At 61.9% G+C, this 24,643-nt stretch carries 22 protein-coding genes and 1 tRNA gene; 14 read left to right on the forward strand and 9 right to left on the reverse strand.

Going from position 1 to position 24,643, the window contains the following annotated elements:
• Positions 1-261 precede the first annotated feature (261 nt).
• Positions 262-1,008, reverse strand: coding sequence for a Crp/Fnr family transcriptional regulator (locus BLW80_RS05305; RefSeq protein ID WP_093757360.1), 747 nt, complete (start codon positions 1,006-1,008; stop codon positions 262-264).
• Positions 1,009-1,186: 178 nt separating this feature from the next.
• Between BLW80_RS05305 and BLW80_RS05310 the strand changes: the two genes are divergently transcribed.
• Positions 1,187-1,564, forward strand: coding sequence for a hypothetical protein (locus tag BLW80_RS05310; protein ID WP_139285780.1), 378 nt, complete (start codon positions 1,187-1,189; stop codon positions 1,562-1,564).
• 54 nt (positions 1,565-1,618) lie between these two features.
• Here BLW80_RS05310 and BLW80_RS05315 read toward each other — a convergent pair whose 3' ends face one another.
• Entirely contained in the window at positions 1,619-4,012 is a 2,394-nt protein-coding gene (locus BLW80_RS05315; protein ID WP_093757092.1) for a calcium-binding protein, read from the reverse strand.
• A gap of 496 nt (positions 4,013-4,508) precedes the next feature.
• Between BLW80_RS05315 and BLW80_RS30200 the strand changes: the two genes are divergently transcribed.
• Positions 4,509-4,667 carry a hypothetical protein gene (locus BLW80_RS30200; RefSeq protein ID WP_170849580.1) on the forward strand — a complete coding sequence of 53 codons (159 nt, stop codon included), beginning with the start codon at positions 4,509-4,511 and terminating at the stop codon, positions 4,665-4,667.
• Between the two features lie 18 nt (positions 4,668-4,685).
• On the opposite strand, the gene BLW80_RS05320 is transcribed toward BLW80_RS30200, so the two are convergent.
• From BLW80_RS05320 to BLW80_RS05335, 4 genes are all read right to left on the reverse strand, one after another.
• The gene (locus BLW80_RS05320) at positions 4,686-5,594 is read right to left on the reverse strand and encodes a LysR family transcriptional regulator (RefSeq protein ID WP_089265932.1); all 909 of its coding nucleotides are present in this window, start codon (positions 5,592-5,594) and stop codon (positions 4,686-4,688) included.
• A gap of 16 nt (positions 5,595-5,610) precedes the next feature.
• Complete coding sequence (locus BLW80_RS05325; RefSeq protein ID WP_089265931.1) at positions 5,611-7,119, reverse strand: tripartite tricarboxylate transporter permease; 1,509 nt, start codon at positions 7,117-7,119, stop codon at positions 5,611-5,613.
• 15 nt (positions 7,120-7,134) lie between these two features.
• Positions 7,135-7,620 carry a tripartite tricarboxylate transporter TctB family protein gene (locus tag BLW80_RS05330; RefSeq protein WP_093757093.1) on the reverse strand — a complete coding sequence of 162 codons (486 nt, stop codon included), beginning with the start codon at positions 7,618-7,620 and terminating at the stop codon, positions 7,135-7,137.
• A gap of 184 nt (positions 7,621-7,804) precedes the next feature.
• Positions 7,805-8,758 (reverse strand): tripartite tricarboxylate transporter substrate binding protein, encoded by a 954-nt coding sequence (locus BLW80_RS05335; protein WP_244528012.1) that lies wholly within the window; start codon positions 8,756-8,758, stop codon positions 7,805-7,807.
• Between the two features lie 396 nt (positions 8,759-9,154).
• Here BLW80_RS05335 and BLW80_RS05340 point away from each other — a divergent pair, with 396 nt between their 5' ends.
• The 3 genes from BLW80_RS05340 (at position 9,155) to BLW80_RS05350 (ending at position 10,334) form a co-directional block, all read left to right on the forward strand.
• Positions 9,155-9,577: a VOC family protein gene (locus BLW80_RS05340; RefSeq protein ID WP_093757095.1), complete on the forward strand. Its 423-nt coding sequence runs from the start codon at positions 9,155-9,157 to the stop codon at positions 9,575-9,577.
• Positions 9,578-9,597: 20 nt separating this feature from the next.
• Positions 9,598-10,077 carry a VOC family protein gene (locus BLW80_RS05345; RefSeq protein ID WP_089265928.1) on the forward strand — a complete coding sequence of 160 codons (480 nt, stop codon included), beginning with the start codon at positions 9,598-9,600 and terminating at the stop codon, positions 10,075-10,077.
• Positions 10,078-10,257: 180 nt separating this feature from the next.
• Positions 10,258-10,334: transfer RNA gene (locus BLW80_RS05350), tRNA-Met, on the forward strand.
• A 107-nt stretch (positions 10,335-10,441) separates the two neighbouring features.
• On the opposite strand, the gene BLW80_RS05355 is transcribed toward BLW80_RS05350, so the two are convergent.
• Positions 10,442-11,149, reverse strand: coding sequence for a GntR family transcriptional regulator (locus tag BLW80_RS05355; RefSeq protein WP_244527961.1), 708 nt, complete (start codon positions 11,147-11,149; stop codon positions 10,442-10,444).
• 255 nt (positions 11,150-11,404) lie between these two features.
• On the opposite strand from BLW80_RS05355, the gene BLW80_RS05360 reads away from it, so the two are divergent.
• The 5 genes from BLW80_RS05360 to BLW80_RS05380 all read left to right on the forward strand — a co-directional run bounded on the left by BLW80_RS05360 (position 11,405) and on the right by BLW80_RS05380 (position 16,926).
• Positions 11,405-12,436, forward strand: coding sequence for an amidohydrolase family protein (locus BLW80_RS05360; RefSeq protein WP_093757097.1), 1,032 nt, complete (start codon positions 11,405-11,407; stop codon positions 12,434-12,436).
• A complete protein-coding gene (locus tag BLW80_RS05365; protein WP_093757098.1) occupies positions 12,433-13,338 on the forward strand; it encodes a VOC family protein in 906 nt (301 codons plus the stop codon). Before BLW80_RS05360 ends, BLW80_RS05365 begins: the two co-directional genes overlap by 4 nt.
• Entirely contained in the window at positions 13,335-14,903 is a 1,569-nt protein-coding gene (mhpA, locus tag BLW80_RS05370) for a bifunctional 3-(3-hydroxy-phenyl)propionate/3-hydroxycinnamic acid hydroxylase MhpA (RefSeq protein ID WP_244527962.1), read from the forward strand. Before BLW80_RS05365 ends, mhpA begins: the two co-directional genes overlap by 4 nt.
• Before the next feature lie 73 nt (positions 14,904-14,976).
• Positions 14,977-15,825: a fumarylacetoacetate hydrolase family protein gene (locus tag BLW80_RS05375; RefSeq protein WP_093757099.1), complete on the forward strand. Its 849-nt coding sequence runs from the start codon at positions 14,977-14,979 to the stop codon at positions 15,823-15,825.
• Positions 15,826-15,948: 123 nt separating this feature from the next.
• Positions 15,949-16,926, forward strand: a complete 978-nt coding sequence (locus BLW80_RS05380) for a Bug family tripartite tricarboxylate transporter substrate binding protein (protein ID WP_093757100.1) — start codon at positions 15,949-15,951, stop codon at positions 16,924-16,926.
• A 95-nt stretch (positions 16,927-17,021) separates the two neighbouring features.
• On the opposite strand, the gene BLW80_RS05385 is transcribed toward BLW80_RS05380, so the two are convergent.
• The gene (locus BLW80_RS05385; protein ID WP_089266251.1) at positions 17,022-17,513 is read right to left on the reverse strand and encodes a Dps family protein; all 492 of its coding nucleotides are present in this window, start codon (positions 17,511-17,513) and stop codon (positions 17,022-17,024) included.
• A gap of 264 nt (positions 17,514-17,777) precedes the next feature.
• Here BLW80_RS05385 and BLW80_RS05390 point away from each other — a divergent pair, with 264 nt between their 5' ends.
• Entirely contained in the window at positions 17,778-18,473 is a 696-nt protein-coding gene (locus BLW80_RS05390) for a class I SAM-dependent methyltransferase (protein ID WP_093757101.1), read from the forward strand.
• Positions 18,474-18,675: 202 nt separating this feature from the next.
• On the opposite strand, the gene BLW80_RS05395 is transcribed toward BLW80_RS05390, so the two are convergent.
• Complete coding sequence (locus BLW80_RS05395; RefSeq protein WP_093757102.1) at positions 18,676-19,041, reverse strand: ArsR/SmtB family transcription factor; 366 nt, start codon at positions 19,039-19,041, stop codon at positions 18,676-18,678.
• Positions 19,042-19,156: 115 nt separating this feature from the next.
• On the opposite strand from BLW80_RS05395, the gene BLW80_RS05400 reads away from it, so the two are divergent.
• From BLW80_RS05400 to greA, 3 genes are all read left to right on the forward strand, one after another.
• Positions 19,157-20,329 (forward strand): MFS transporter, encoded by a 1,173-nt coding sequence (locus tag BLW80_RS05400; RefSeq protein WP_093757103.1) that lies wholly within the window; start codon positions 19,157-19,159, stop codon positions 20,327-20,329.
• Between the two features lie 171 nt (positions 20,330-20,500).
• Positions 20,501-23,965: a carbamoyl-phosphate synthase large subunit gene (carB, locus tag BLW80_RS05405; RefSeq protein WP_093757104.1), complete on the forward strand. Its 3,465-nt coding sequence runs from the start codon at positions 20,501-20,503 to the stop codon at positions 23,963-23,965.
• A gap of 197 nt (positions 23,966-24,162) precedes the next feature.
• Entirely contained in the window at positions 24,163-24,639 is a 477-nt protein-coding gene (gene greA / locus BLW80_RS05410; protein WP_068728727.1) for a transcription elongation factor GreA, read from the forward strand.
• The last annotated feature ends 4 nt before the right edge of the window (positions 24,640-24,643 follow it).

The raw sequence follows: 24,643 nt of genomic DNA on the forward strand, positions 1-24,643 counted from the left end.
GGTCAGGACTCATGGCATGTTTTGGAGGACAAATCAGCCGGTTATGAGGGGCACCGGCAGGCCGCCGAAGGGCTCAGGACTGCCCGAAGGTCCGGCGCGAGACCCAGGCCAGCGGCAGGGCGAAGCAGACGAACATCGTGACCACGGCGGCGGCGACCAGCATACTGTCGAAAGGCATATCTCTTCTCCTTGAGTGACGGAGAAGAGTGTGAGCGCAGCAGGACACGCTCTCCTTGAGCTGCATCAAAATGCAGCGCCGCATTACGCCGCGGCGAGCTGATCCAGCCGGTCGGTGGACAGCAGCCGCACGCCATCGGGCACCACGACCACGGTCTTTTCCTTGGCGAGCTTGGTCAAAGTGCGGCTGACGGTTTCGATGGTCAGGCCGAGATAGTCGGCGATGTCCTGGCGGCTCATGGGCAGCGGCACGTTGACCGACATCGCGCCGATGCGGCCATAGCGCGCCTGCAGGTTCAGCAGGAAGGCGGCCACCTTCTCGTCGGCGGTGCGGCGGCCGAGCAGCAGCATCTGGTCCTGCGCGAGCGAGAGCTCATGGCCGGCAAATTCATGCAGGCGGCGCAGCAGATGCGGCTTGCCGTCGACATAGCTGAGAAACTGGGCGCGGGAGAAACGGCAGACGCGCACCGGTGTTACGGCCTCGGCGGCGACGCCGTAGCGGTCCATCAGCGCAAGTCCCAGGAAATCACCGGGCAGCGCAAAGCCAACGATCTGGCGACGCCCATCGGGTAGCGACTTGTAGAGCCGGACGATGCCTTCGGTGACGTTGAACACGCTACCGGCCAGCGCGCCCTGATCGAACAGCATGGCCTTGGCCGGGAAATTCTTGACCTGGCTGAGGCGATCGAGCTCGTCGAGTTCCGCCGGTTCCAATGCGCCGCAGACGCTGAACAGGCGCACCTTGCAATCGTCGCAGCCGTTGGTGCTGCGGCCGTGCTTGCAGTCGCGCTCTCCGGCACAGGTCTCGGCCGCTGGTTCCGCGAAGGTCATGGCACTGTCCATCTTCGGTTTGGTGATATGTGGCAGGTCTTGAAAATCACTCTACACCATTTGACATGGATCAATCGTGGACGCTTTGACCCATATCAATGCCGAGCCAGCCCATCCCCGCCAATTTCGCAGGCCATGCGGGAATCCGGCGATGAATGAGGAATATCAGGCGCAACCAATGGCTTGGGCGGACGCTCGCGCGGCCTATCCGCTCGTCTATCTGCACGATGCCAGCGTTACGCTGGATGCATGGCTGGATTTCGTGCGCCGGCGAACCGATGCCGATGGCGGCGACAACGGGCTGATCGTGATCCGCGACCGGCGCGACATCGTCCATGCGCTGTTTGCCTACCGGGTCGATCTCGACCTGCGCGGCACCAAACAACTCTGTATCGCGCAACTGATCGTGGCCCAGATCCCCGGCTCGCAGATCGACCATGCCGTGGTCGCCTCGACCAGCCAGGTGGCGGCATCACTGGGCTGCCCGAGCATCGTGATCGAGCAACCGTTTCAGCTGATGCCGGGCGTCACGTCGCGGACGTCGACCGCAGCGTAACGCGAAAGCGGCCGCGACGCCGGTGGCCGCGCGACGACACTCACATCGCGGACATCACAAGACGAAGTCACCTGCCTTCAAGACAGCGCTGTTCACCTGAACCGCGAAGTCGGCCGCACCATCGCCATCGACATCGCCTTGAAGAAGATGATCGGCGAAGCGCAATTCGCCGGCGATATGTGTGAAAGCGGCGCTTCCGACGAAGGCGAACGCTTGATCGCCGGCGGCCTTGCTGTTGGCATCGATTGCCGACAGATCGATCCAGTCGGCCGTGTCTGCGACGATCGACGAAAAGTCGGTGATCTGATCGGCAGCTCCGGACAGACTGTCCTGCACAGCTTTGAATACAAAACTGTCCGCACCAGCTCCGCCGGTCAAGATGTCGGCGCCGAGCCCGCCTGTGAGCGAGTCGTTGCCGGTGCCGCCATCAAGACTATCGTTTCCGCCGCCGCCATCGATCAGATCGTTCCCACCGCCACCGGAAATGCGATTGTCGCCTGTGTCACCCGTCAGCAGGTCCATGGTCCCGCTCCCGATCAGATTTTCGATCGAACTGAGTTTGTCGCCCTCAGCATCTCCCCATCGAATGACACCTGTCGCCAGATTGATATTCACCTGGGCGATGGACGTGCCGTAGTCCGCCGTATCGTTGCCGGCGCCACCGGCAAGCACATCGGCACCTGCGCCGCCGGCGAGGATATCGTCACCCGCATTGCCCCAAAGCTGATCGTTACCGGCACCGCCGTGCAGAATGTCATTGCCCGCACCGCCGGTCAGCGCATCGTTGCCTTCGCCGCCGTCCAGCACGTCATTGCCGTCGCGACCATCCAGAACGTCCTTGCCGCTGCCGCCTGACAACGTGTTGGCGGCACCGTCGCCGATCAACGTGTCGTCGAAGCGACTACCAATGACGATCTCGATCGAACTGAAACTGTCACCGGCGGCATCGCCTCCACTGCCCGTGCCAAGTGTGAGATCGATGTGAACACCAGACGGCGATGTCTCGTAGCGCACGGTATCGATGCCGGACGCGCCGGCGAAAGCATCGGCGCCCTTGCCGCCGACGAAAATGTCATTGCCGTCACCACCCCACATGCGGTCGTCGCCATCGCCGCCGAACAGAAAATCATTACCCGCATCGCCGTAGAGAAAGTCGCTGCCGCCATCGCCATGCAGAACGTCATTTCCCGCCGCTCCATGAATCGTGTCGCGACCATCGCCGCCGTGAATGATATCGTTATCCGCGGTGCCGGGGAGCACGTCATCGCCCGGCGTACCATTCGTGATCGTGTTGAACGACATGATGCGGCCGTGGATGTCGTTTGCGGCCGGTCCCTGCTCAAACGAGGTCCAGGTCGCGAGAATACGTCCATCTGACAATGTCAGGAGATGCGGTCCGGTTTCCGCCAGGCCACCTGTCGAATTAACAAGGAAATCGTTGCCGATCGGAAAAGCGCCCGGAATCAGCAGGCGACCATAGAGATCACTGGCGCCGGTGACGGGATCGGTGGCGTGCCAGATGATGACGGCGCGGCCATCCGGTAGCGCGGCGATCGACGGGGAATCCTGACCGCCGTCAAAATTCGCATTGACGATATTATCGGACACAACCACGGATCCGTCCGGGTTCAGCAGGCGCGCATGAATGTTGCTGTCACCATCCGGTTCCTGCGCGGTCCAGGCCACGAGAATGCGTCCATCCGCGAGAACCGCGGCAGACGCGTCGCTCTGATTGAACTGGGCTCCCGCCAGGATGCGAAAATCCGGCCCGCTCGCGCTGCCATCGGGGTTCACGAACTGACCGGAGACGTTGTAGCGCCCCTCGTCCGGATCGTACGACCTCCATGTGACGAACGCCCGCCCGTCGGGCAGCGCCGTCACCTTCGGATCATATTGCGTACCCCAGGTGGTCGTATTCACGGTGAAATCGTCGACAGCAACGGTCCCGTCGTCGTGGAGGATCCTCCCGCGGATGTCGCCAAGATATTTCGGATCCCCGCCGTCTGCGGACACGTAGGTCAGCAAGATCTGGCCATCGGCGAGCGTCGTGACGGAAGGCATCTGCGGCGAAATCGCAGTTGATGAATTGACCACCATATCTGCAACGGGATGCCCCTCCGCATCGATGAGGGTGCCGCGAACTTCGGTGACATTGTCGGCGGCGATATAGGACTGCCATGCGACAAAAGCGCGGCCGTCGGAGAGCGCGGTGACGGAAGGCGCTCCCGGATCTCCGCTACGATCAATCGTGATCTGAAAATCGGGTCCTTGAAGCGTACCGTCCGCCGACAAGTAGTGGCCCTGAATTGTATGCGGCTGATGACCGCTAGCGTCCGTCGCAGTCCATGTGACAAGAATACGTCCGTCGGACAACAGCGTTTGGGTTGCTCCCGCCTGATCATTAGCGGTGGTGGAATTGATGGGAAATTCAGGTCCGACAAACGCCATGATGCAGCCCCCAACTCATTTCGCCGGAGCGTGAATCTTTAATCGGACGAATCTGCGGCTGATATTTGTCGAGCGCGCGTTGTTCGTCCTCGCATTGAATCAATTGCATCCCATCGCATGCGTTAGGCGCGGCGGCCTTGTCCCAATGCAACGCGCACGCTTGCGATCACGTCGATCGCCCGCTCTGTCTCTCGCACACCCCGATATCCCGTTTCCCACACGCAAGCTCACTCATGCGCGGCACTGACGGCTGCGCGCGCTCATGGTCACATCGTTCTTGCAGTGGCCGCGGGTGTCTGCCTCGCAATCTTTGCATTCCGCAAAGTGCAGGACGCCGTCCTTCCGACGATTGCGACGTCATTCGGCTCGGGTCGATTTAAAATCGATAAATCCGATTGCAAGCGTCAATAATATTCGTTTGTCAAAATTTATAGCAGTCCTAGGCTCGAAGGAACCCGAGGAGCGATGCCGCCCCTCGATGATGCAGGAGCCGACCATGAAAACGATCATCCACCCCGACGTATCGGTCGCTCTCGCGCTGTTCGCCTTCGCTGCAGCGATCATCGCACGCCTGACAGCCACCAAGCGTTCCCGGCACAGCGCCGATCAGATCGCGGCGATCGTTGCGACATCGGGATATCCGTCCGGCACCTAGCCGCGCCTGCTCCCCGCATCAGGTCCGCCTTGCCGGACGTTTCGGCGCCCTCGCCTGCCCTGCAGGCGCGGGCTTTTTGTTGGCCGCGTCATGCGCGAGGCGATGCATGAGTGCGACCGCTTCGGCGATGATCGCATCGTCGCGATCGCCGGGATAGACGACATAGGCTGGCATCGAAAATTCCGGCGCATCGGCGACGGCATGCAGCCGCCCAGCCTTCAGCTGGGGTGCAACGATGCGGCGCGGGAAATATCCGGAGCCGCCATTCTCCAGCACATGCTGCAGCCCGAGCCAACCGATATTGGCGGTGAGCGATGGCCCGGCGAAATCCGGAAACAGCGCCATGTGGCGTGCGTAGAATTCCGGGCCCCAGTCGATATAGACGTAACCCGACTGCGGCTCCGGCGCGCTGTGCGTGCTGGTCGAGACCAGAATGAGCTGCTCATCGAACAACTGCTCGACCTTGAGGCCAGGCCGGCTCTGCGGCGTATACATCACGCCGATATCGATACGGCCTTCTACGAGGCCCTGCATCAATTCGGCTTCGAGAGCGCTCTCGGCGCGGATCGCGATATCCGGATGTTTCGCGCGCATCAGCGGCAGCCAGTGGAGCAGATGCTCCTCCCACAACCCGATGCGACCGCCGACGGTCAGCGTACCGCTGAAGCCTTTCGCAATGCCGACATCCTGCCGCGCATGTTCCACCGTTCGCACCAGCGTGGACGCGTGTTTCTGAAACTGGCGGCCGGCGGGTGTCAGCGTCGCGCCGGCCTTGTTGCGGACGAACAGCGTCACGCGCAGCAACTGCTCCAGCGTCTGGATCCGCGCGCTGACCGTGGACTGCGTGACATGCAGCTTCTCCGCCGCGGTCACGAAATTCCCGGCGCTCACAACAGCAAGGAATGTCCTGGCCAGTTCGGTGTCCATGACAAATGCCTCCCGGCTACGCGCCCTCGTCGAGCGCGACCATCTCGCGCTTCTTACGCAGTGCAGGCAACAGCGGCGCGATCAGAAGCACCACTGCCAGCGCAAGACACGCTGCCGAGATCGGCCGCTCGATGAAGGTCATGAGATTGCCCTGCGACAGGATCAATGACTTCCGCAGATTGTTCTCCAGCAGCGGACCCAGCACAAAGGCCAGTACCAAAGGCGCGGGCTCGTAACCGAACTTGCGCATGAAGTAGCCGATGACGCCGAAGCCGATCATGACATAGACATCGAACACATTGTTGCTGCTGCAATAAACGCCGATGATCGTGAACAGGATGATCAGCGGGAACAGCACGTTGTAGGGCAGCTTCAGCAGCTTCACCCACATGCCGATCAGCGGCAGGTTCAGCACCAGCAGCATGAGGTTGCCGATATACATGCTGGCAACGATGCCCCAGAACAATCCGGGGTTCTGGGTGATCAGCAGCGGGCCGGGCTGCAGCCCGTGAATGACGAAAGCGCCGAGCAGCAGCGCCATCACCACGTTCGGTGGAATGCCGAGGGTCATCAGCGGAATGAACGCACCGCCCGCTGCCGCGTTGTTCGCCGCTTCAGGTCCGGCAACGCCTTCGATCGCGCCATGACCGAAACGTTCCGGATGTTTCGACAGCCGCTTCTCCAGCGCATAGGACGCGAATGACGCGACCACGGCACCGCCGCCCGGCAGGATGCCGAGGAAGAAGCCGAGGATGGTACCGCGCCCGATCGGCCCGGCGCTGGCCTTCCAGTCTTCCTTGTTGGGCAATAGCTGCGTGATCTTGGCATTGATGATGTCGCGCTTGATGACCTGCTCGGTGTTGAGCAGCACCTCGCCGAGCCCGAACAGACCCATGACCACGGGCACGAGACCGATGCCATCGATCAGTTCGATCCGGCCGAAGGTCAGCCGCGGCTGCGCCGTGATGCTGTCGAGGCCGATGAGGCCAAGCACGATGCCGATACAGGCCATCAGCAACGCCTTGGCCATCGAGCCTTGTGTCAGGAAGGTCAGCACGACCAAGCCGAGCACCATCAGGCTGGCATATTCCGCGGGGCCGAAGGCAATGGCGACCGAGGCGAGCGACGGCGCCACCAGCATCAGCATCACCAGCGCAAAAGTGCCGGCGATGAAGGAGCCGAGCGCGGAGATGCCAAGCGCCGGACCGGCACGGCCCTGCTTCGCCATCTGGTGGCCGTCGATACAGGTGACGACGGAGGCGGCCTCACCGGGAATGTTGACCAGGATCGACGTGGTCGAGCCGCCATACATCGAGCCGTAATAGATGCCGGCCATCATGATGATGCCGGATTCCGGCGTGCCGGACAGCGTCACCGGCAGCAGCAGCGACATCGCGGAGATCGGCCCGATGCCGGGCAGCACGCCAACCAGGGTGCCGATGAAGACGCCGATGAAGCAGTAGAGAATATTGACGGGCTGCAGCGCGACACCGAAGCCGTGCATGACATTGACGAGAACATCCATGATCCGTGTTTCCCGTCAGCCGATTTCAAACATGCCCGAAGGCAACTGGATCAGCAGGCCGCGTTTCAGCACCCACCACACGCTGAGCGGCGCCAGCACCGCGAGTGGGATCGCCAGCGTCCAACGCACGGGATCGATGACGCGCAACAGCACCAGCATCAGCGGAATGGTCGAGATCAGGAAGCCCAGTGGCTCGAGCGCGAAAGCATAGGCCGAGAGAATGACGATGATCGCGCCCGGCTTGCCCCAGCTTGCACCTTCCCACCGCGAGCCAAAGGTCGGTCCGCCTTCGGTTACAGAAGCCAGAATGATGGTGACGGCGAAAGCGCACATCAGCAGGCCAATATAGAACAGCATGAAGCCGGAGCCGGGATCGTTGATGGTGCCGAGCTTCAGCTTGAGGCCGGAGCGAATGACGAACACGCCAAGCGCAATGCCGAGCACGCCGGTCCAGAGTTCTGAATTGTTGAGCCGGAATGGCGGGCGGGTGGAGGAGGACATGGAGTGCCTTTGGTAGGTGCCTCGTATCTGCAGCGCCCCGATTAGCTCCGATGTCGTCCCCGCGAAGGCGGGGACCCATACACACCATCGATATGTTGCGGCAGTAAGGAGAGGACTTGCTTCGACTACAAACGTCAGAGGTTATGGGTCCCCGCCTTCGCGGGGACGACACCTGTGTGTGAGGCTACTTCTTGCCCAACCCGATTCCCTCGATCACCTTGCGCTCGGAATTGGTGACCTCGACAACGAATTTCTTGTAGTCCTCGGTGTTCTTGTAGTTCGGCACCATGTCATATTTCGCCAGCGTCGCGATGACGGCGGGATCCTCGATGGCCTTCTTGAAGGCGTCATGCAGCTTGGCGACGATCTTCGGATCCATGCCCTTTGGCCCGGCGATGCCGAATGGGGAGTCATAGACCATCGGATAGCCGCTTTCCTTCAGCGTCGGCGCATCCGGGAAATTCGGCGATCGCTTGTCGGTCCACACCATCAACAGACGCAGCTTGCCGGCATCGACCAGCGGCCGCCAGCCGGTGGAATCCGCCTGCAGCATGGTGTGATTGCCGAGCACCGCAGCGTTGGTTTCAGCGCCGCCCTTGAATGGCACCTGCGTCAGCTTGATGCCGGCCATGGCGGCGATCTGCTCCATGCCGACATGCAGCGATGTGCCTGTACCCGGCGTCGCGTAAGTCACCTTGCCGGGATTGGCCTTGGCGAAATCGACCACGTCCTTCCAGGTCTTGAACTGCGACTCCGCATTGGTGGTGATGCCGAAGGTGTAGCCGGTGAGATGGATGATGTAGGAGAAATCCTTGTCCGGATTCCACGACACATCCTGCATCAGCGGCAGGCGGAACACGGTGATCGGAATCTGCGAGATGGTGTAGCCATCCGGCTTCGCAGCCGCCGCCATGGTGGCCGGGCCGACAGTGCCGCCACCGCCGCCCTTGTTGTCGATGGCAATCGGCTGGCCGAGATGTTTCGATGCCGCGTCTGCAATCGCGCGCATCGAGATGTCGGTGGAGCCACCAGCGGGCCATGGCACGATCAGTGTGATCGGCTTGGTCGGATAGTCCTGCGCCTGGACTGCACCACCGAACATGGTGGCGGCCGCGGCGAGCGCGACAGCAGCGGACATAGCAAGGCGATTGCGTTGCAACATGTGTTTCTCCCTCTGCGATTCCGGGGGTGATGCCCGGACCGGCTGTATTTTTATTGTCGTTCAGTCTAGCCCGGAACAAACCCAGGAAAGGGACATGTTTCGAACCAGGCTGCGAACGCGTCTTGCGCCTTTGGCAATCAACGATGATTTCACCGCCGCCGCAATTCGCAATCAGGATGAGCCATGCGACATTCCGTCTGCCCGCGGAGATCGCCCCGGCTGACATATTGATCGCGGCGGACAAGAAATTCCGCCTGCAAAAATAACTGAGAAAATTTTGTCGGTGATGTCGGATCGCGGCGGGCCCACGCGTCCTAAGCGGGACAGTCACCAAAGAGAACGCCCAGAGCGTATACCCACAGGAGCCATCCGATGAGCAAAATGATCTTCGTCAACCTGCCCGTCACCGACCTGCCCCGCGCGGTCGCCTTCTATGAAGCGGTCGGCGCGACCAAAAACCCGCAATTCTCCGACGACACCGCCGCCTGCATGGTGTTCTCCGACACCATCCACGCGATGCTGCTGACCCATGACAAGTATCGTCAGTTCACCTCGAAGAAGATCGTCGACGCGAAGACGTCGAGCGAAGTTCTGATCTGCGTCTCCGCCGACAGCCGCGACGAAGTCGATGGTCTCGTGAAGAAGGCCGTGGGTGCGGGCGGCAGCGCCGATCCGACACCCACGCAGGATTTCGGCTTCATGTATGGCCGCAGCTACGAGGATCCCGACGGTCACATCTGGGAAGTGATGTGGATGGACATGGCCGCCGCGCAATCTGCGATGGCTCAGGCCTGATCGAGAGAGGGATAGCAGCGATGTCAAAGATCTCACCCTGCATCTGGTACGAGACCGAGGCCGAGGAAGCCGCCAGGTTCTACTGCTCGCTGGTGCCCAATTCCTCCATCGATCGCGTGCAGCGCGCCCCGATCGATTATCCCGGCGGCAAAGCAGGCAACGTGCTGGTGGTCGGCTTCACGCTGGCCGGCCAAAGCTTCATTGGCCTCAATGGCGGCAGCCCCGCCACATTCAGCACGGCCGTGTCCTTCACCATCCATTGCGAAGACCAGGCCGAAGTCGATCGTGTGTGGGACGCCATTTTGACAAATGGCGGCAAGGCAAATGCCTGCGGCTGGATCAACGACCGCTGGGGCGTGCCCTGGCAGATCGTGCCGAACGGCTTTACTGAAATGCTCGCCAGCGAGAATGGCGAGGGCGCCAAGCGTGCCATGACGGCCATGATGGGCATGGTCAAGCTCGATCTGGCCGCCCTGAAAAAGGCCTTCGACGGCGGCTAGACGTGGCCATAAGTGCCTGATCGGGCGGCGATAGCTGCCCGATCTCCAAATCGGCGGCCGGGTTGCGGGAACATCTATTCAGGCACCGATTTCAGGCGCTACTTTGCTTGACATCGAGTCCCTCGACTTCTTATATGCCGCGCATTCGCCGGGGGACAATTTGTCCCCTCCGGATGCCGTGGCGGGGTAGCTCAGTTGGTTAGAGCACGGGAATCATAATCCTGGGGTCGGTGGTTCGAGTCCACTCCTCGCTACCAAATTTTCTGCCCACCAAATCTTGCAGACATGTTTCCAAGGCCTTGCATGCGTCGCGAGGCCTTTTTCATGCCCGCAGAGGTGTTAGCTCGGCCTGTGTCCGTGCCCGCTACGATGCCGCGTCTTCGCCCTCGTGCAGTTCAGAAAAGATCTGCTTGTCCTGGAGAATGACTTCAGCGGTCTGCCTGTAATGCGCGGTGAGCAGATCCACGGCGTGGTCCGCATCGCCGCTCAAAACTGCAGTCATGATCGCCTGATGCTCGTCCGTCACATGGCGTGACGGGAAGGCCTTGCGGATCGACAGGCGCCGATAGCGGTAGAGCTGGTCGGCGAGTTGTCCGCAGAACGCGATCAGGGACTGCGAACCGCAATTCCCGATCAAGGTGCGGTGATAGACGCGGTGCAGCCGTTCCCATTCCGGATTGTCTTCGAAGTGTTCGGCATTGAGCGAGCGCGGGGTTCGCCCGAGGCGATGTTGCGCGAGCAGAAGCTGCTCCTCCCATTGCGGCGTCGAGGCCGCCATGGATTCCCGCAGCGCCAGACTCTCGACCCAGCACCGGGTCTTGGTCAGTTCGGCCAGCTCGCTGCGGCTGATATCCGCGACATAGAATCCGCGCTGCTCGCGGCACTCGACCAGACCATCGGCGGTCAGCCGATTGAGGGCCTCGCGGAGCGGCGTCTGACCGGTCTGATACAGCTCGGTCAGGAAACGCATCTGGAGTTTCCGGCTCGGCTCGAGCCGCCCGGACAGCAGGTCCTCCCGCAACCGGTCATAGACCGTGCTGGCCTGGGTCGAGGACGGCGGCGGCGAAGCCAATTCAAGTGATGTTGTGTCCACGTTCCCAGATCCCGGAATCATCTGCCTGTCGGCTGCGATTTCTATACACTTTTTCTGATTTCATAAAAATCTATAAATTTTTGTTGTACGATAAGATTTCTATAGATATTAGTTCCACAAGGTCCTGAGAGATGACTGGCCGGGAGGCGCGACAATGTTTGGCAAGGCTCCGCAAGCGCCTGAGGCATCCGCAATTTTTGCAGCCGTCCGGCCGCGCATGGCCCGGTCACAGCCATGAGCGCCATCTCCACATGCAGCTGCGGGATCGATATCCACGCGCATGTCGTACCCGCCTCCTTCCCGTCCTATATAGGCGCAGCAGTGCCAGCCGACTGGCCGTCGATGGCGGATGCCAAACCCTGCCACAAGCATGTGATGATGGCCGGCCGCGTCTATCGCACGGTGTCGGATCGCTGCTGGGATGTCGCCAAGCGCGTCGCTGATATGGCGGAGATGGGACTCAGCGTGCAGGCCATTTCGCCGATGCCGGAGCTGCTGTCCTATTGGATGGAGCCCGAACCGGCCGGTGACCTGCTCCGCTACATCAACGACCAGATGGCCGAGATGGTCATGCATTCCGGTGGCCGGCTTGTCGGCCTCGGCGCGGTACCGCTGCAGGACATCGACCGCGCCATCACCGAGCTGCATCGGCTGAAACACGAACTCGGCTTTGCGGGCATCGAGATCGGCAGCAACATCAACGGCAAGCCGATCGGGTCTCCCGACTTCGACGGATTCTTCGCCGAGGTCGAGAAGCTCGACATGGCGGTGTTCGTCCACGCCTTGCGGCCCTGCGGCATGGACCGCCTCGTCGGCCCGGCGCAATTACAGCAGGTACTGGCCTATCCGACCGATGTCGGCCTCGCTGCCGCATCCGTCATCACCTCGAACCTCTTGCTGCGCCACCCGCGCCTGCGCATGGCGTTCAGCCACGGCGGCGGCACGCTCGCGTCGCTGCTGCCGCGGCTTCAGGAGGGCTATCAGGTGTTCCCCGTGCTGCAGGAGAGCATCCAGGAATCGCCGACCCTGCAGGCACGCCGCCTCTATTACGATGCGCTGGTCTATGACGATCCCACGCTGCTGCACCTGATCGCCAAGTTCGGCGCGACGCAGATCATCCTCGGCACAGACTACCCGTTCGCATTTCACGATCGCACGCCGGCAACGCGCGCCGCATCGGCCATCAGCGACGAGGCCACGCGCAATCTCGTCCTTCACGCCAATGCAAGACGTTGCCTCGGTCTTGACGAGCAGGCTTCGCAATGACCCATTTCCCGATCTCCGCCCTGCGCAGCGTCGATCTCGACACGCCCGACCTGCAGCGATCCGAGCAGTTCTACACATCTGTGTGGGGACTCGACCTCGTGACGCGCCACGAAGGCGTCACTTACTTGCGGGCCAGCGGCACCGATCACCATGTCGTCGCCTTGCAGCAGGGCGATCGCCCCGCGCTGAGGGCCATCACGTTCCGGCTGCATTCGGATGCGGAATTCGAAACGATCGCCGCAGCATCCGTGAAACACGGGGCCACGCTGCTCTCAGGCCCGGCTCCGAATCCGGGGCCCGATGGCGGAACGATCATGAGCATTCGCGCGCCCGGTGGCGGCGTGCTTCGCTTCGTTCATGGCGACCTGCAACATGCCGAAGCTCCGTCATCGGCCAACCGGCCAACGCGTCTCGCGCATGTCAACATCAACAGCACCGCTGTCGATGATCTCGCCGCGTTCTACGAACAGGCGCTCGACTTCCGGCTCACCGACCGCTCGAAGATCATGGCCTTCGTTCGCTGCAACAGCGACCACCACGCCATCGTCATCGCCGACGCTGCCGTGAACGGGCTCAATCACGTCGCCTTCCTGATGCCGGATCTCGAAGCCGTGATGCGCGGCTCGGGCCGCATGATCGACGCCGGCTTTCCCATTGCCTGGGGCGTCGGCCGTCACGGCCCCGGCGACAATGTGTTTGCCTATTTCATCGATCCGGTCGGGATCGTCATCGAATACACCGCCGAAGTTCTGCAGGTCGATGACAGCTATGTCGTGCGCGGCCCGGCGGAATGGGTCTGGCCACCCGGCCGCACCGATCACTGGGGTATCGCACCGCCCAAGGCCGATCACGTCAAGGCGGCACAGACCGCCATTGGCTACGCCGACGGGAGTGCCGCGTGACGGTTTCATCCGAGCAGACACGGAATGATTTTCAGGTCGTCGTGGTCGGTCATGGTCCGTCAGGCGCCATCGCGGCCAGCCTCCTTGGCGACCGTGGCATCCGCACGCTGGCCATCGACCGTCAGCTAGAGGTCTATGACAAGCCGCGTGCGATCGCGATCGATCACGAGATCCTGCGCCTGCTCGACAATATCGGCGTTGCCGAGCGCGTGCTGCCTTACGTTGCTCCGTTCCCCGCTTCCCAGCATTTCGGCGCCAAAGGGCAGTTGATCCGCCGCATCGACATGGTCGCGGAGCCCTATCCGCTCGGCTACACGCCCAGCATGGTGTTCACGCAGCCGCCGGTCGAAGCTGCCTTGCGCGAACATGCTGCGGCCTATGACAGCGTCGAGGTCGAGCTGGGCACCGAACTGCTCGGCTTCACGCAATCGACCGATCGAGTGACACTGCATTTGCGCGACGATCGCGGTACGACGCGCGATGTCACCGCCGACTACGTCATCGCCTGCGACGGCGCCTCCAGCAGCACCCGGCAACAGCTTGGCATCGCATTCGAGGATCTCGTCTTCGATGAGCCCTGGCTTGTCGTCGATCTTCAGGTCAACGACGCCTCCCTCAGCAAGCTGCCGCAGACCGCAGCGCAATTCTGCGATCCGTCGCGGCCCACGACCTTCATCATCGGCCCCGGCAATCATCGCCGCTTCGAAATCATGCTGCTGCCCGGCGAAGATCCGCGCGAGATGGAAACGGCCGCGCAGGTCTGGCGATTGCTCGCGCACTGGATTACGCCTGATGATGCCACGCTGTGGCGTGCTGCGAGCTACCGGTTTCATGCGCTCGTCGCGCAAGAATGGCGGCTTGGCCGCATCTTCCTCGCCGGCGATGCCGCGCATCAGCAGCCGCCGTTCATCGGCCAGGGTATGTGCCAGGGCATCCGCGATGTCGGCAATCTGATCTGGAAGCTCGACCGCGTACTCCGCGGACAATCCAATGCAAAATTGCTCGACAGCTACGGCGAGGAGCGCGGCGAGCATGTGCGCCAGCTCACTTCCCGCATCAAGGCCATCGGCCATGTGATCTGCGAACGCGATCCCGACGCCGCAGCAGCACGCGACGAGCGCATTCTTGCGGAGGGTGGCGGCCAACCCCGCACCATCACCCGTCAGGAAATCGTGCCGCCATTGCAGACGGGACTGCTGGCATTTCCCCTCCACACGGCACACGGCACGCTGTTCCCCCAGCCTTGGATCAGGACTGCAGAAGGACGGCGCCGTCTCGATAGCGTCGCCGGCACCGAATGGCGGCTTGTGCTCGATATGCGCAACGAACTGGAGCTCAGTCCCGATCTGCAAGCGATCATGACTCGGCTGGACATCAGGCCAATTCGTATCGGCCCCGCCGCCGATGACGTACTTACTGAAGAGGACGGCGTTCTCGCCGCATGGTTCGACCGTCACGACTGTCGCGCCGCAATCGTGCGGCCCGACCACTACGTCTTCGGCGTCGCCAGCGAGACCAGCGCGCTCGACGCGCTACTCACCGATCTTGCTGAGCGGCTCCGATGATCACGCCGGCCGCACAGCGTCGCCACACCACCATTCCCCACGGACATGCAGCTTCCAGAACGAGGACATCACGATGAAATTGGCAAGTTTTCAGATCGGCGGAAAACCCACCTGGGGCGTGATCGAGGGCGATGATGCGCTCGATGTGGGCGCACTGCTTGGCGATCGCTTCCCTGACCTTAAATCCGTCATCGCAGCCGACGCGCTGTCCGTGGTGCGCGAAGCTTCCGGGAAGGCCAAGCGCGTCCCGACCGCTGACATCACCTGGCTGCCGGTGATTCCGAATCCGGACAAGATTCTCTGCATCGGCCTGAACTACGAGATGCACCGCAAGGAAACCGGACGCGCCGAGGTCGACAATCCCACGGTGTTTGGCCGCTTCGCCAACAGCCAGACCGGCCATCTCACCAATATCATCCGGCCGAAGGTCTCGACCCACCTCGACTTCGAAGGCGAACTCGCCATCATCATCGGCAAGCCCGGACGATATATTTCGCAGGCAGATGCATGGAGCCATATCGCCGGCTATGCCTGCTACAACGAAGGCAGCGTGCGCGATTTCCAGCGTCACACCCATCAGTTCACGCCCGGCAAGAATTTTCCGGAGACCGGCGGCTTCGGCCCCTGGATGATGACGCCGGACGAACTCGGCGATGTTGCGCCGCTGCGGCTGCAGACCCGCGTCAATGGCCAGGTCGTGCAGGACGCCACCATCGATCAGATGATCTTCGATATCCCGCGTCAGATTGAATACTGCTCGTCCTTCACCCGCCTTGAGCCGGGCGACGTGATCGCCACCGGCACGCCGGGCGGCGTTGGCGCCAAGCGCACGCCTCCGCTCTGGCTCAAGCCGGGCGATATCGTCGAAGTCGAGATCGATCGGCTCGGCGTGCTGCGCAACGGCGTGGCCGACGAGGCCTGATGCAAGCGGCAGCCCGCACCGCCAGCACCGCGGGCTGCTTCTCACGACAAAGACCCGCTCGTTCGAAAGCGCGCCTCAATAAGCGATCAGAAATCGCAGGCCATCCATTTCAGGAGGAAGTCCATGCTCACATTGTCCCGTCGTATCTTGTTGACCGGCAGCATTCTTTGCCTCTCGCTGCCCGCCTATGCGCAATCGTGGCCGCAAAAGCCGGTGACCATCGTGGTGCCGCAGGCGGCGGGCAACAGCCCGGACGTGTTGTGCCGCATCGTCGCCGAAAAACTGTCCCGCGCACTCGGACAACAATTCATCGTTGAGAACCGCCCGGGCGCCGCGAACCTCGTCGGCGCACAGACGGTCGCGCGCGCCGCCCCCGACGGCTACACCTTCCTGTTCGCGACGTCGGCGGCGCTGGTCACCAATCCCTATACGTTCAAGAAACTGCCCTACGATCCCGTGAAGGATTTCGTGCCGGTGGCGATGGTGGCGCGGAGCAACCACGTGCTGCTCGTCAATCCCGAAGTGAAAGCAAAGACGCTTGCAGAATTGATCGCGCTCGAAAAATCCGCCCCCGGTTCCCTGAGCATGGCGGTCGACGGCGCGCGCAACATTTCCGGCCTGATCGCACAGACTATCAACAAGCAGGCGGGCACCAGTTTCGTCCTGGTCCCCTACAACACCATCACCAACGCGATCCAGGACAGCCTGACCGGACGCACCCAGGTGACGATCCAGTCCGCATCGGTGGCTGAGTCCTTCATCAAGGCCGGTACGCTGCGGGCACTCGCCATTGCCGGCAACAAGCGCGTCGATTCATTGCCGGATGTGCCCGCGATCGCCGAGACGTTGAAGGGCGCGGATCTGCAAGGCTGGTTCATGATGATGGCCCCGACCGGGACACCTGCCGAGATCGTCGACAAACTCAGTGCCGAGATTGCGCAGGCACTGAAATCGCCGGACGTGCAGGAGCGCGCGCCCGTGCTCGGCTTCGATGTAGCCTCCGGTGACGTGGTGACGCCTGCGGGCGCGAAGCGCTTTTTCGACGCCGAGCTTGTCGCCACAGGCAAGACGATTCAAGAACTCGGCATTCAGCCTGAATAACCGCGACCCTGCGCCTGGTGCCGAACAACGGCATCTCCACATGAAAACGCCCGCTGTGAAGCGGGCGCTTTGACATATTCAATCGGGAACGAAGCTTACGCCTCGTTGCCGCCTTCCTGCTGCGACGCCTCGAACAGGAACCAGGTGCGGCGCTCGGTGTCGTCGATGTAGTTTTCAAGCAGGCTGGCACTGGCGATGTCCTTGGCGTCGTCGCAGACCTCGTGGGCCTTGCGCATCGCCGCTGCCATCTTCTTGTTGTCGTTCATCAGCTCGCGCAGCATCTCCACCGGCGGCACATAGGCCTCGTCATTGTCCTTGATGGTCTGCAGCTTGGCGACTTCGCCGATCGAACGCAGCGTGCGACCTCCGATCTTGCGCACGCGTTCCGCCAACGGGTCTGTCGTCGCAAAAATCTGGTCGGACTGCTCGTCGAGCATCAGGTGATAGTCGCGGAAATGGCGCCCGCTGAGATGCCAGTGAAAATTCTTGGTCTTCAGGTAAAGCGCGAAAGCGTCGGCGAGCAACCCGTTCAGCGCCTTGGCCACCTTCTCCACGGCGTCGGCTGAGAGGTCAGTCGGGGTATTCATTTCGGCAGCGATTTTCGATGTCTTGGTGCTCACGTTACTTACCTTCCCGTGTCGGATGATTTGATGGCTGGAGGGTTGTCGTCAGGGCGGAAGATTTCAGGAAAAATCGGAGTGGTCTTGACGGAAAGCACTGCAAATTTCCGAAAACTGCGGTTCTTGAAGGAAAGGCGGTTTCCCACGCGCTTGAAAACGCTCTAGACCGTTTCAACGCATCACAAATATAGGGGTTCCCGACACGGGAACAACAATCGGGTCGGGCAGACGATGGAAGATTGGATCGATTATTACGATTCCACGCATACGATTTATGCGAGCAAGCTGCATCGTGACGTGCATTTCGAGGTCATCGCCCGCGATATCATTGGCTATATCGCCTCTCAGGATGCCGTCGTGCTCGACTATGCCTGCGGCGAAGCACTCTCGGCCGCCAAAGTGGCCAATGCCTGCAGCAAGCTGATCCTGGCAGAGCCCGCGCCCGGCGTTCGCGGCCGGCTGGTCGCCCGCTTCGCGCCCAACACCAAAATCCGGGTCCGGTCGCTGGAAGAGTTGCGCAACATGACGGCGCAATCGATCGACCTGGCCGTCATGAATTCGGTGGCTCAGTACATGACAGGCCCCGAACTCGACGATGCCTTTGCAATCATCAAGCGGCTCCTGGCGCCTGGCGGCAAGCTGGTGGTCGGCGACATCCTGCAGCCCGATGTCGGCATGGCGACCGACGTCATGGCGTTGCTGAAGCTCGCCCGGGAACACGGCTTTCTGTGGGATGCGTTCATTGGGCTTGTTCGCACGGCCCTCTCGGACTACCGCCAGCTGCGCACCAAGGTTGGCCTGCAGCGCTACAGCGAGGCCGAGATGCTGGCCAAGCTGACCGCGGCCGGTTTCCGGGCTTCGCGGGCGCCGGTCAATATCGGCCACAATTCCTCGCGCATGACCTTTGTCGCCCATCACGCATTCTGAGGTATCGGCTGGGGCAAACGGACGATTAAGGTTAACAGACGGTTTACAAAACTTGAGGTGGATCGCTACCCCGTGATCGGTAACATTGTGCTCGGCCCGGTGGCGGAAATGTCTACGCGGGGGCGATGCATCGCTCTTTATCCTGGTTCAAGTCCAGGCTGGGCCTCCAACCTTTCAGACATTTACCAGTGGGTCGGCGCTGTCAGGCTTCGGTGAATTCCAGCACCGGAAGCTGCAGGCGCTCGGCATCGCGCTCGGCCGATGCGAGCACCGCATCCAGCAAACCCGGAAACCTGCTCTCGAGATCTTCGCGGCGCAGTTTCATCAACCTCGCCGTCCCCACCGCGCGCGTTTCCATCAGGCCGGCCTCGCGCAGTTTCGTAAAATGATAGGCGAGATTGGACTTGCCGCTGAGGCCGTAAAAATCGCCGCAGCGCAATTCTCCGACCTCTTTCTCGCGTTTGGCCAGATTGTAGACGATCGCCAGCCGAATCGGATCGCTCAGGCAATCCATCACGCCAGGCAATTCGATCTGTTCGCGCGTCGGATGCGGGAGAATGCGGCTCATGACTCCTCAATACTGATTCCGGCCGGCTGCCGCAATGTTCAATATTTCTTGAACCATTTGACATTTTGCATTGCCGCATCAATAGTTCAACGAAGATTGAACTAAGGATTTGGCGATGAGCGTCTTCTGGCTGGCCCTGGCGGCATTTGCGATTGGGACCGAAGCATTTGTAATTGCTGGTCTTCTTCCAATCATGGCAGCGGACCTGAATGTCACGTTGGCAGCCACGGGACAATTGGTCACCGTTTACGCCATCACCTATGCCATCGGCTCGCCGATCCTGGCTGTGCTGTTCAGCAATTTTGACCGCCGCACCGTCGTCTCGCTGGCGCTGGTCTGCTTCATCGTCGGAAATCTTTTGGCGGCCGTTGCGACCACATTCGGCATTCTCCTGCTATCGCGCATGCTGATGGCTGTCGGCGCCGGACTGTGCATGCCGACCGCCATGGCCGTCGCAATCGCGATCGCTGCACCGGAACGCCGTGGCCGCGCCGCGTCGCTGGTGATCTCCGGCCTGACGGTGGCGACGGTTCTGGGCGTGCCGCTCGGAACCTGGGTCGGCAGTCATTTCGGCTGGCGGTCGACATTCGTGATGGTCGCAGCGCTCGGCGCCGTCGCATTGGCCGGGCTGCTGCTGGGACTGCCCCGCGGTTTGCCACGCACTGCTGCCACACTCGGTCAGAGGCTTGCCGTCGCGCGCCATCCCGAAGTGCTGAAAACCCTTGCCGTGACCTGCATGTGGGGCCTCGGGGGCTTTACCTCATTCACCTATCTGGCTGTGCCGCTGCATCGGCTCGGCTTTGACGCCAACGGAATCAGCCTGGCACTGCTGGTCTTTGGCGTCGCCGCGGCCATCGGAAACACCCTGGGCGGCGCGATGTCCGACCGTATCGGACCGCTCCGGACCTCAACGCTGGGCCTGATCGGCATGATGCTGTCACTGACGCTGCAATCGGCGGCCCTGACATTCGCACCGCCCGCCACTGCGGGTGTGCTGTTTCTGGTCTTCATTTTTACCCAGGGCATTGCCGGCTGGATGTTCTATCCCGGACAGGTCGCGCATCTCGTGCGCATCACGCCGGAAGCCTCGGTCATCGCGCTCTCGCTGAACGCCTCGGCCATGTATATCGGCTTTGCCGGCGGCAGCGCGTTGGGCGGCGTGGTGCTGTCGACATTGAGCTCCAACCACCTCGGCTGGATCGGCGGCTGCGCCGAGGCGGCAGCCCTTGCGCTCGTCCTCGCCGGACACCTTCTGAAGCGCCCGAAACCGGCCCAAATTGCCGGTTGATGGCACCTTCAAAAGCCTTCCCCGCCCCGTTATAGTGGTCTAAAGACAGCCGCGCGCGAGGATCGGCCTATGGCTCCCTGAGGGGTCAATGGCTGGTTTGGCGCCCGGGCCCGAGGGACGCGCGTATGCGCGCCCTTTTTTTGTGCCGATTTGTCACCACCGCGAGTTTAAATGCCAAAACGCACCGACATATCCACCATCCTGATCATCGGCGCCGGTCCTATCGTGATCGGCCAGGCCTGCGAGTTCGACTATTCGGGCACCCAAGCCGTCAAGACGCTCAAGGAAGAGGGCTACCGGATCGTTCTGGTCAATTCCAATCCGGCCACCATCATGACGGATCCGGAATTGGCGGACGCGACCTATATCGAGCCGATCACACCCGAGATCGTCGCCAAGATCATCGAAAAGGAGCGCGGCGACCGCTCCAAGGGTTTTGCGCTGCTGCCGACCATGGGCGGCCAGACCGCGCTGAACTGCGCGCTGTCGCTGCGCCAGCAGGGCACGCTGGAGAAGTTTGACGTCGAGATGATCGGCGCCACCGCCGAGGCCATCGACAAGGCGGAAGACCGCCAGCTGTTTCGCGAGGCGATGACGAAAATCGGCCTGGAGACACCGAAGTCGCGGCTCGCCAACGCATCCGCGCTGAAGAAGCAGTATCGCGAGCAGCATCAGGCCGAAAAAGCCAAGCTGACGGGCGACGCGCTGGCCGAGCACGAGCGGCAGTGGGTGCTGCATGAAGGCGACCGCCGCAAGCGCTATCAGGAGCATGCCCTCGGCCAGGCGCTGATGGCCCTGTCCGAAATTGGTTTGCCCGCGATCATCCGCCCGTCCTTCACCATGGGCGGCACCGGCGGCGGCATTGCCTATAACCGCGAAGAATTCCTCGACATCATCGAGCGCGGCCTCGACGCGTCTCCGACCAACGAAGTGCTGATCGAAGAGTCAGTGCTCGGCTGGAAAGAGTACGAGATGGAAGTCGTCCGCGACAAAAAGGACAACTGCATCATCATCTGCTCGATCGAGAATCTCGATCCGATGGGCGTGCATACCGGCGACTCCATCACCGTCGCGCCGGCGCTGACGTTGACCGATAAAGAATATCAGATCATGCGCGACGCCTCGCTGGCGGTGCTGCGCGAGATCGGCGTCGAGACCGGCGGCTCCAACGTGCAGTTCGGCGTCAATCCCGCCGACGGCCGCATGGTCGTGATCGAAATGAATCCACGCGTGTCGCGCTCCTCGGCGCTGGCGTCGAAGGCCACCGGCTTCCCGATCGCCAAGGTCGCGGCAAAGCTTGCCGTCGGTTACACGCTCGATGAAATCGCCAATGACATCACCGGTGGCGCAACGCCTGCGTCATTCGAGCCGACCATCGACTATGTCGTCACCAAGATTCCGCGATTTGCTTTCGAGAAATTCCCGGGCGCCTCGCGCACGCTGACAACGTCGATGAAGTCGGTCGGCGAAGTGATGGCCATCGGCCGCACATTCCAGGAGAGCTTGCAGAAGGCGCTGCGCGGACTTGAAACCGGCCTGACCGGCCTCGACGAAATCGAGATCGAGGATCTCGGCCGCGGCGACGACAAGAACGCCATCCGCGCTGCACTCGGCACGCCGACGCCGGACCGTCTGTTGCAGGTTGGCCAGGCCATGCGTCTGGGCTGGACCGACGAGGAAATCTTCAACTCCTGCAAGATCGATCCGTGGTTCCTCGCCGAGATGCGCGGCATTGTCGAAATGGAAGCCAAGGTGAAAGCCAATGGCCTGCCCGCCAACGCCTTCGGCATGCGGACGCTGAAGGCCATGGGCTTCTCCGACGCGCGCCTCGCCGTGCTCGCCGGCAAGACCGAGGCCGACGTCAAGGCACTGCGCCGCTCGCTCGATGTGCGCCCGGTGTTCAAGCGCATCGACACCTGCGCCGCCGAATTCGCCTCGCCGACCGCTTACATGTATTCGACCTATGAGTCGTCCTTCGCCGGCAGCTTCGCCGACGAGAGTCAGCCGTCGGACAAGAACAAGGTCATCATTCTTGGCGGCGGCCCGAACCGTATCGGCCAGGGCATCGAGTTCGACTATTGCTGCTGTCACGCCTGCTTCGCGCTCGCCGACGCTGGTTACGAGACCATCATGGTCAACTGCAATCCGGAAACCGTGTCGACCGACTACGACACGGCGGATCGCCTGTATTTCGAACCGCTGACTGCCGAAGACGTGCTCGAGATCATCGACACCGAACGTCAGAACGGCACGCTGCATGGCGTGATCGTGCAGTTCGGCGGCCAGACACCGCTGAAGCTCGCGCGCGCGCTGGAAGCCGCCGACGTGCCGATCCTCGGGACCTCGCCGGATGCCATCGATCTTGCCGAAGATCGCGATCGCTTCAAGCGTATCCTCGACAAGCTCAAGCTGAAGCAGCCGAAGAACGGCATCGCCTATTCGGTCGAACAGGCCCGCCTCGTCGCAGCCGATCTCGGCCTGCCGCTGGTGGTGCGTCCGTCCTACGTGCTCGGTGGCCGCGCGATGCAGATCATTCGCGAGGAAAGCCAGCTCGGCGATTACCTGCTCGGCACGCTGCCGGAGCTGGTGCCCGGCGACGTCAAGGCGCGCTATCCGAACGACAAGACCGGCCAGATCAATACGGTGCTCGGCACCAATCCGCTGCTGTTCGATCGCTACCTGTCGGATGCCATCGAAGTCGACGTCGACTGCCTGTGCGATGGCAAGGACACCTTCATCGTTGGCATCATGGAGCATATCGAGGAAGCTGGCATTCACTCCGGCGACTCGGCCTGCTCGCTGCCGCCGCATTCGCTCGACGACGACATGATCGCCGAGCTCGAACGCCAGACCCGCGACATGGCGCTCGGCCTCGACGTGGTCGGACTGATGAACGTGCAGTTCGCGGTCAAGGATCGCGACATCTACGTGCTCGAAGTCAATCCGCGCGCGTCGCGCACCGTGCCTTTCGTTGCCAAGGTGATGGGCATGCCGGTGGCCAAGATCGCCGCGCGTATCATGGCCGGCGAGAAGCTCGCCGACTTCAATCTGAAGAAGCGCAAGCTCGACCATGTCGGCGTCAAGGAATCGGTCTTCCCGTTCGCGCGCTTCCCCGGCGTCGATACGGTGCTCGGCCCGGAGATGCGCTCCACCGGCGAAGTGATGGGCATCGATCGCTCGTTCGAAATCGCCTTCGCCAAGAGCCAGCTCGGCGGCGGCACCCGCGTGCCGCGCAGTGGCACTGTGTTCGTGTCCGTGCGCGAAAGCGACAAGACGCGCATTCTCGATGCCGTGAAGCTGCTCTCGTCGAACGGCTTCAAGGTGCTCGCGACGTCAGGGACCCAGCGCTTCCTGGTCGACAACGGCGTCCCCGCCGAGAAGATCAACAAGGTGCTGGAAGGCCGGCCGCACATCGTCGATGCCATCACCAATGGCGAGATTCAGCTGGTTCTGAACACCACCGACGGGCCGCAGGCCCTGGCCGACAGCCGCTCGCTGCGGCGGGCTGCCCTCTTGCATAAAGTACCGTATTACACCACTCTTTCGGGTGCCGTGGCGGCTGCACAGGGCGTCCGGGCCTATCTGGGCGGGGACCTTGAGGTCCGCACATTGCAGAGTTACTTTTCCGAAGCCTGAATTCGGGCGGACTGCAGGTCCGACGAGATCAGCTAGGCAAGGCACGACCGGAACTCACCGGTCGCGTCTTTGTTTTGTTTCGGCACTCGAAGCCGGCGTCTGAACTGGCTGCAAGCGCAGCCAAGCCGACATCTTGCAGAACGAATGGTTTCATGCGCGCGCCGCCGCGTTCCGCATGACGTTAGAGGACGAAGAGAATGGTTGAGAAGGTCCCGATGACAGCAGGTGGCTACGCTGCGCTGGAGGTCGAGCTGAAGGAACGTCAGTCGGTGCACCGTCCGCGGATCATCGAGCAGATCGCCGAAGCGCGCTCCCATGGCGACCTCTCGGAAAATGCCGAGTATCACGCCGCCAAGGAAGAGCAGTCGCATAATGAAGGCCGCATCAGCGATATCGAAGACAAGCTCGCCCGCGCCGATATCATCGATATCTCGAAGCTGTCCGGCGATACCATCAAGTTCGGCGCGACCGTGACGCTGATCGATGAGGACACCGAGAAGAAGGCGGTCTGGCAGATCGTCGGCGAGCCCGAGGCCGATGCCAAGAAAGGTCGCATCTCGATTACCTCGCCACTGGCGCGTGCGCTGATCGGCAAGAGCAAAGGCGCATCGGTCGAAGTCGTCGCTCCCGGCGGGGCCAAGGCCTATGAGATCACCAAGGTCGAGTGGCGCTGATCGA

It is taken from the genome of Tardiphaga sp. OK245 (assembly GCF_900108575.1).
Classification (GTDB): Bacteria; Pseudomonadota; Alphaproteobacteria; order Rhizobiales; family Xanthobacteraceae; genus Tardiphaga; species Tardiphaga robiniae.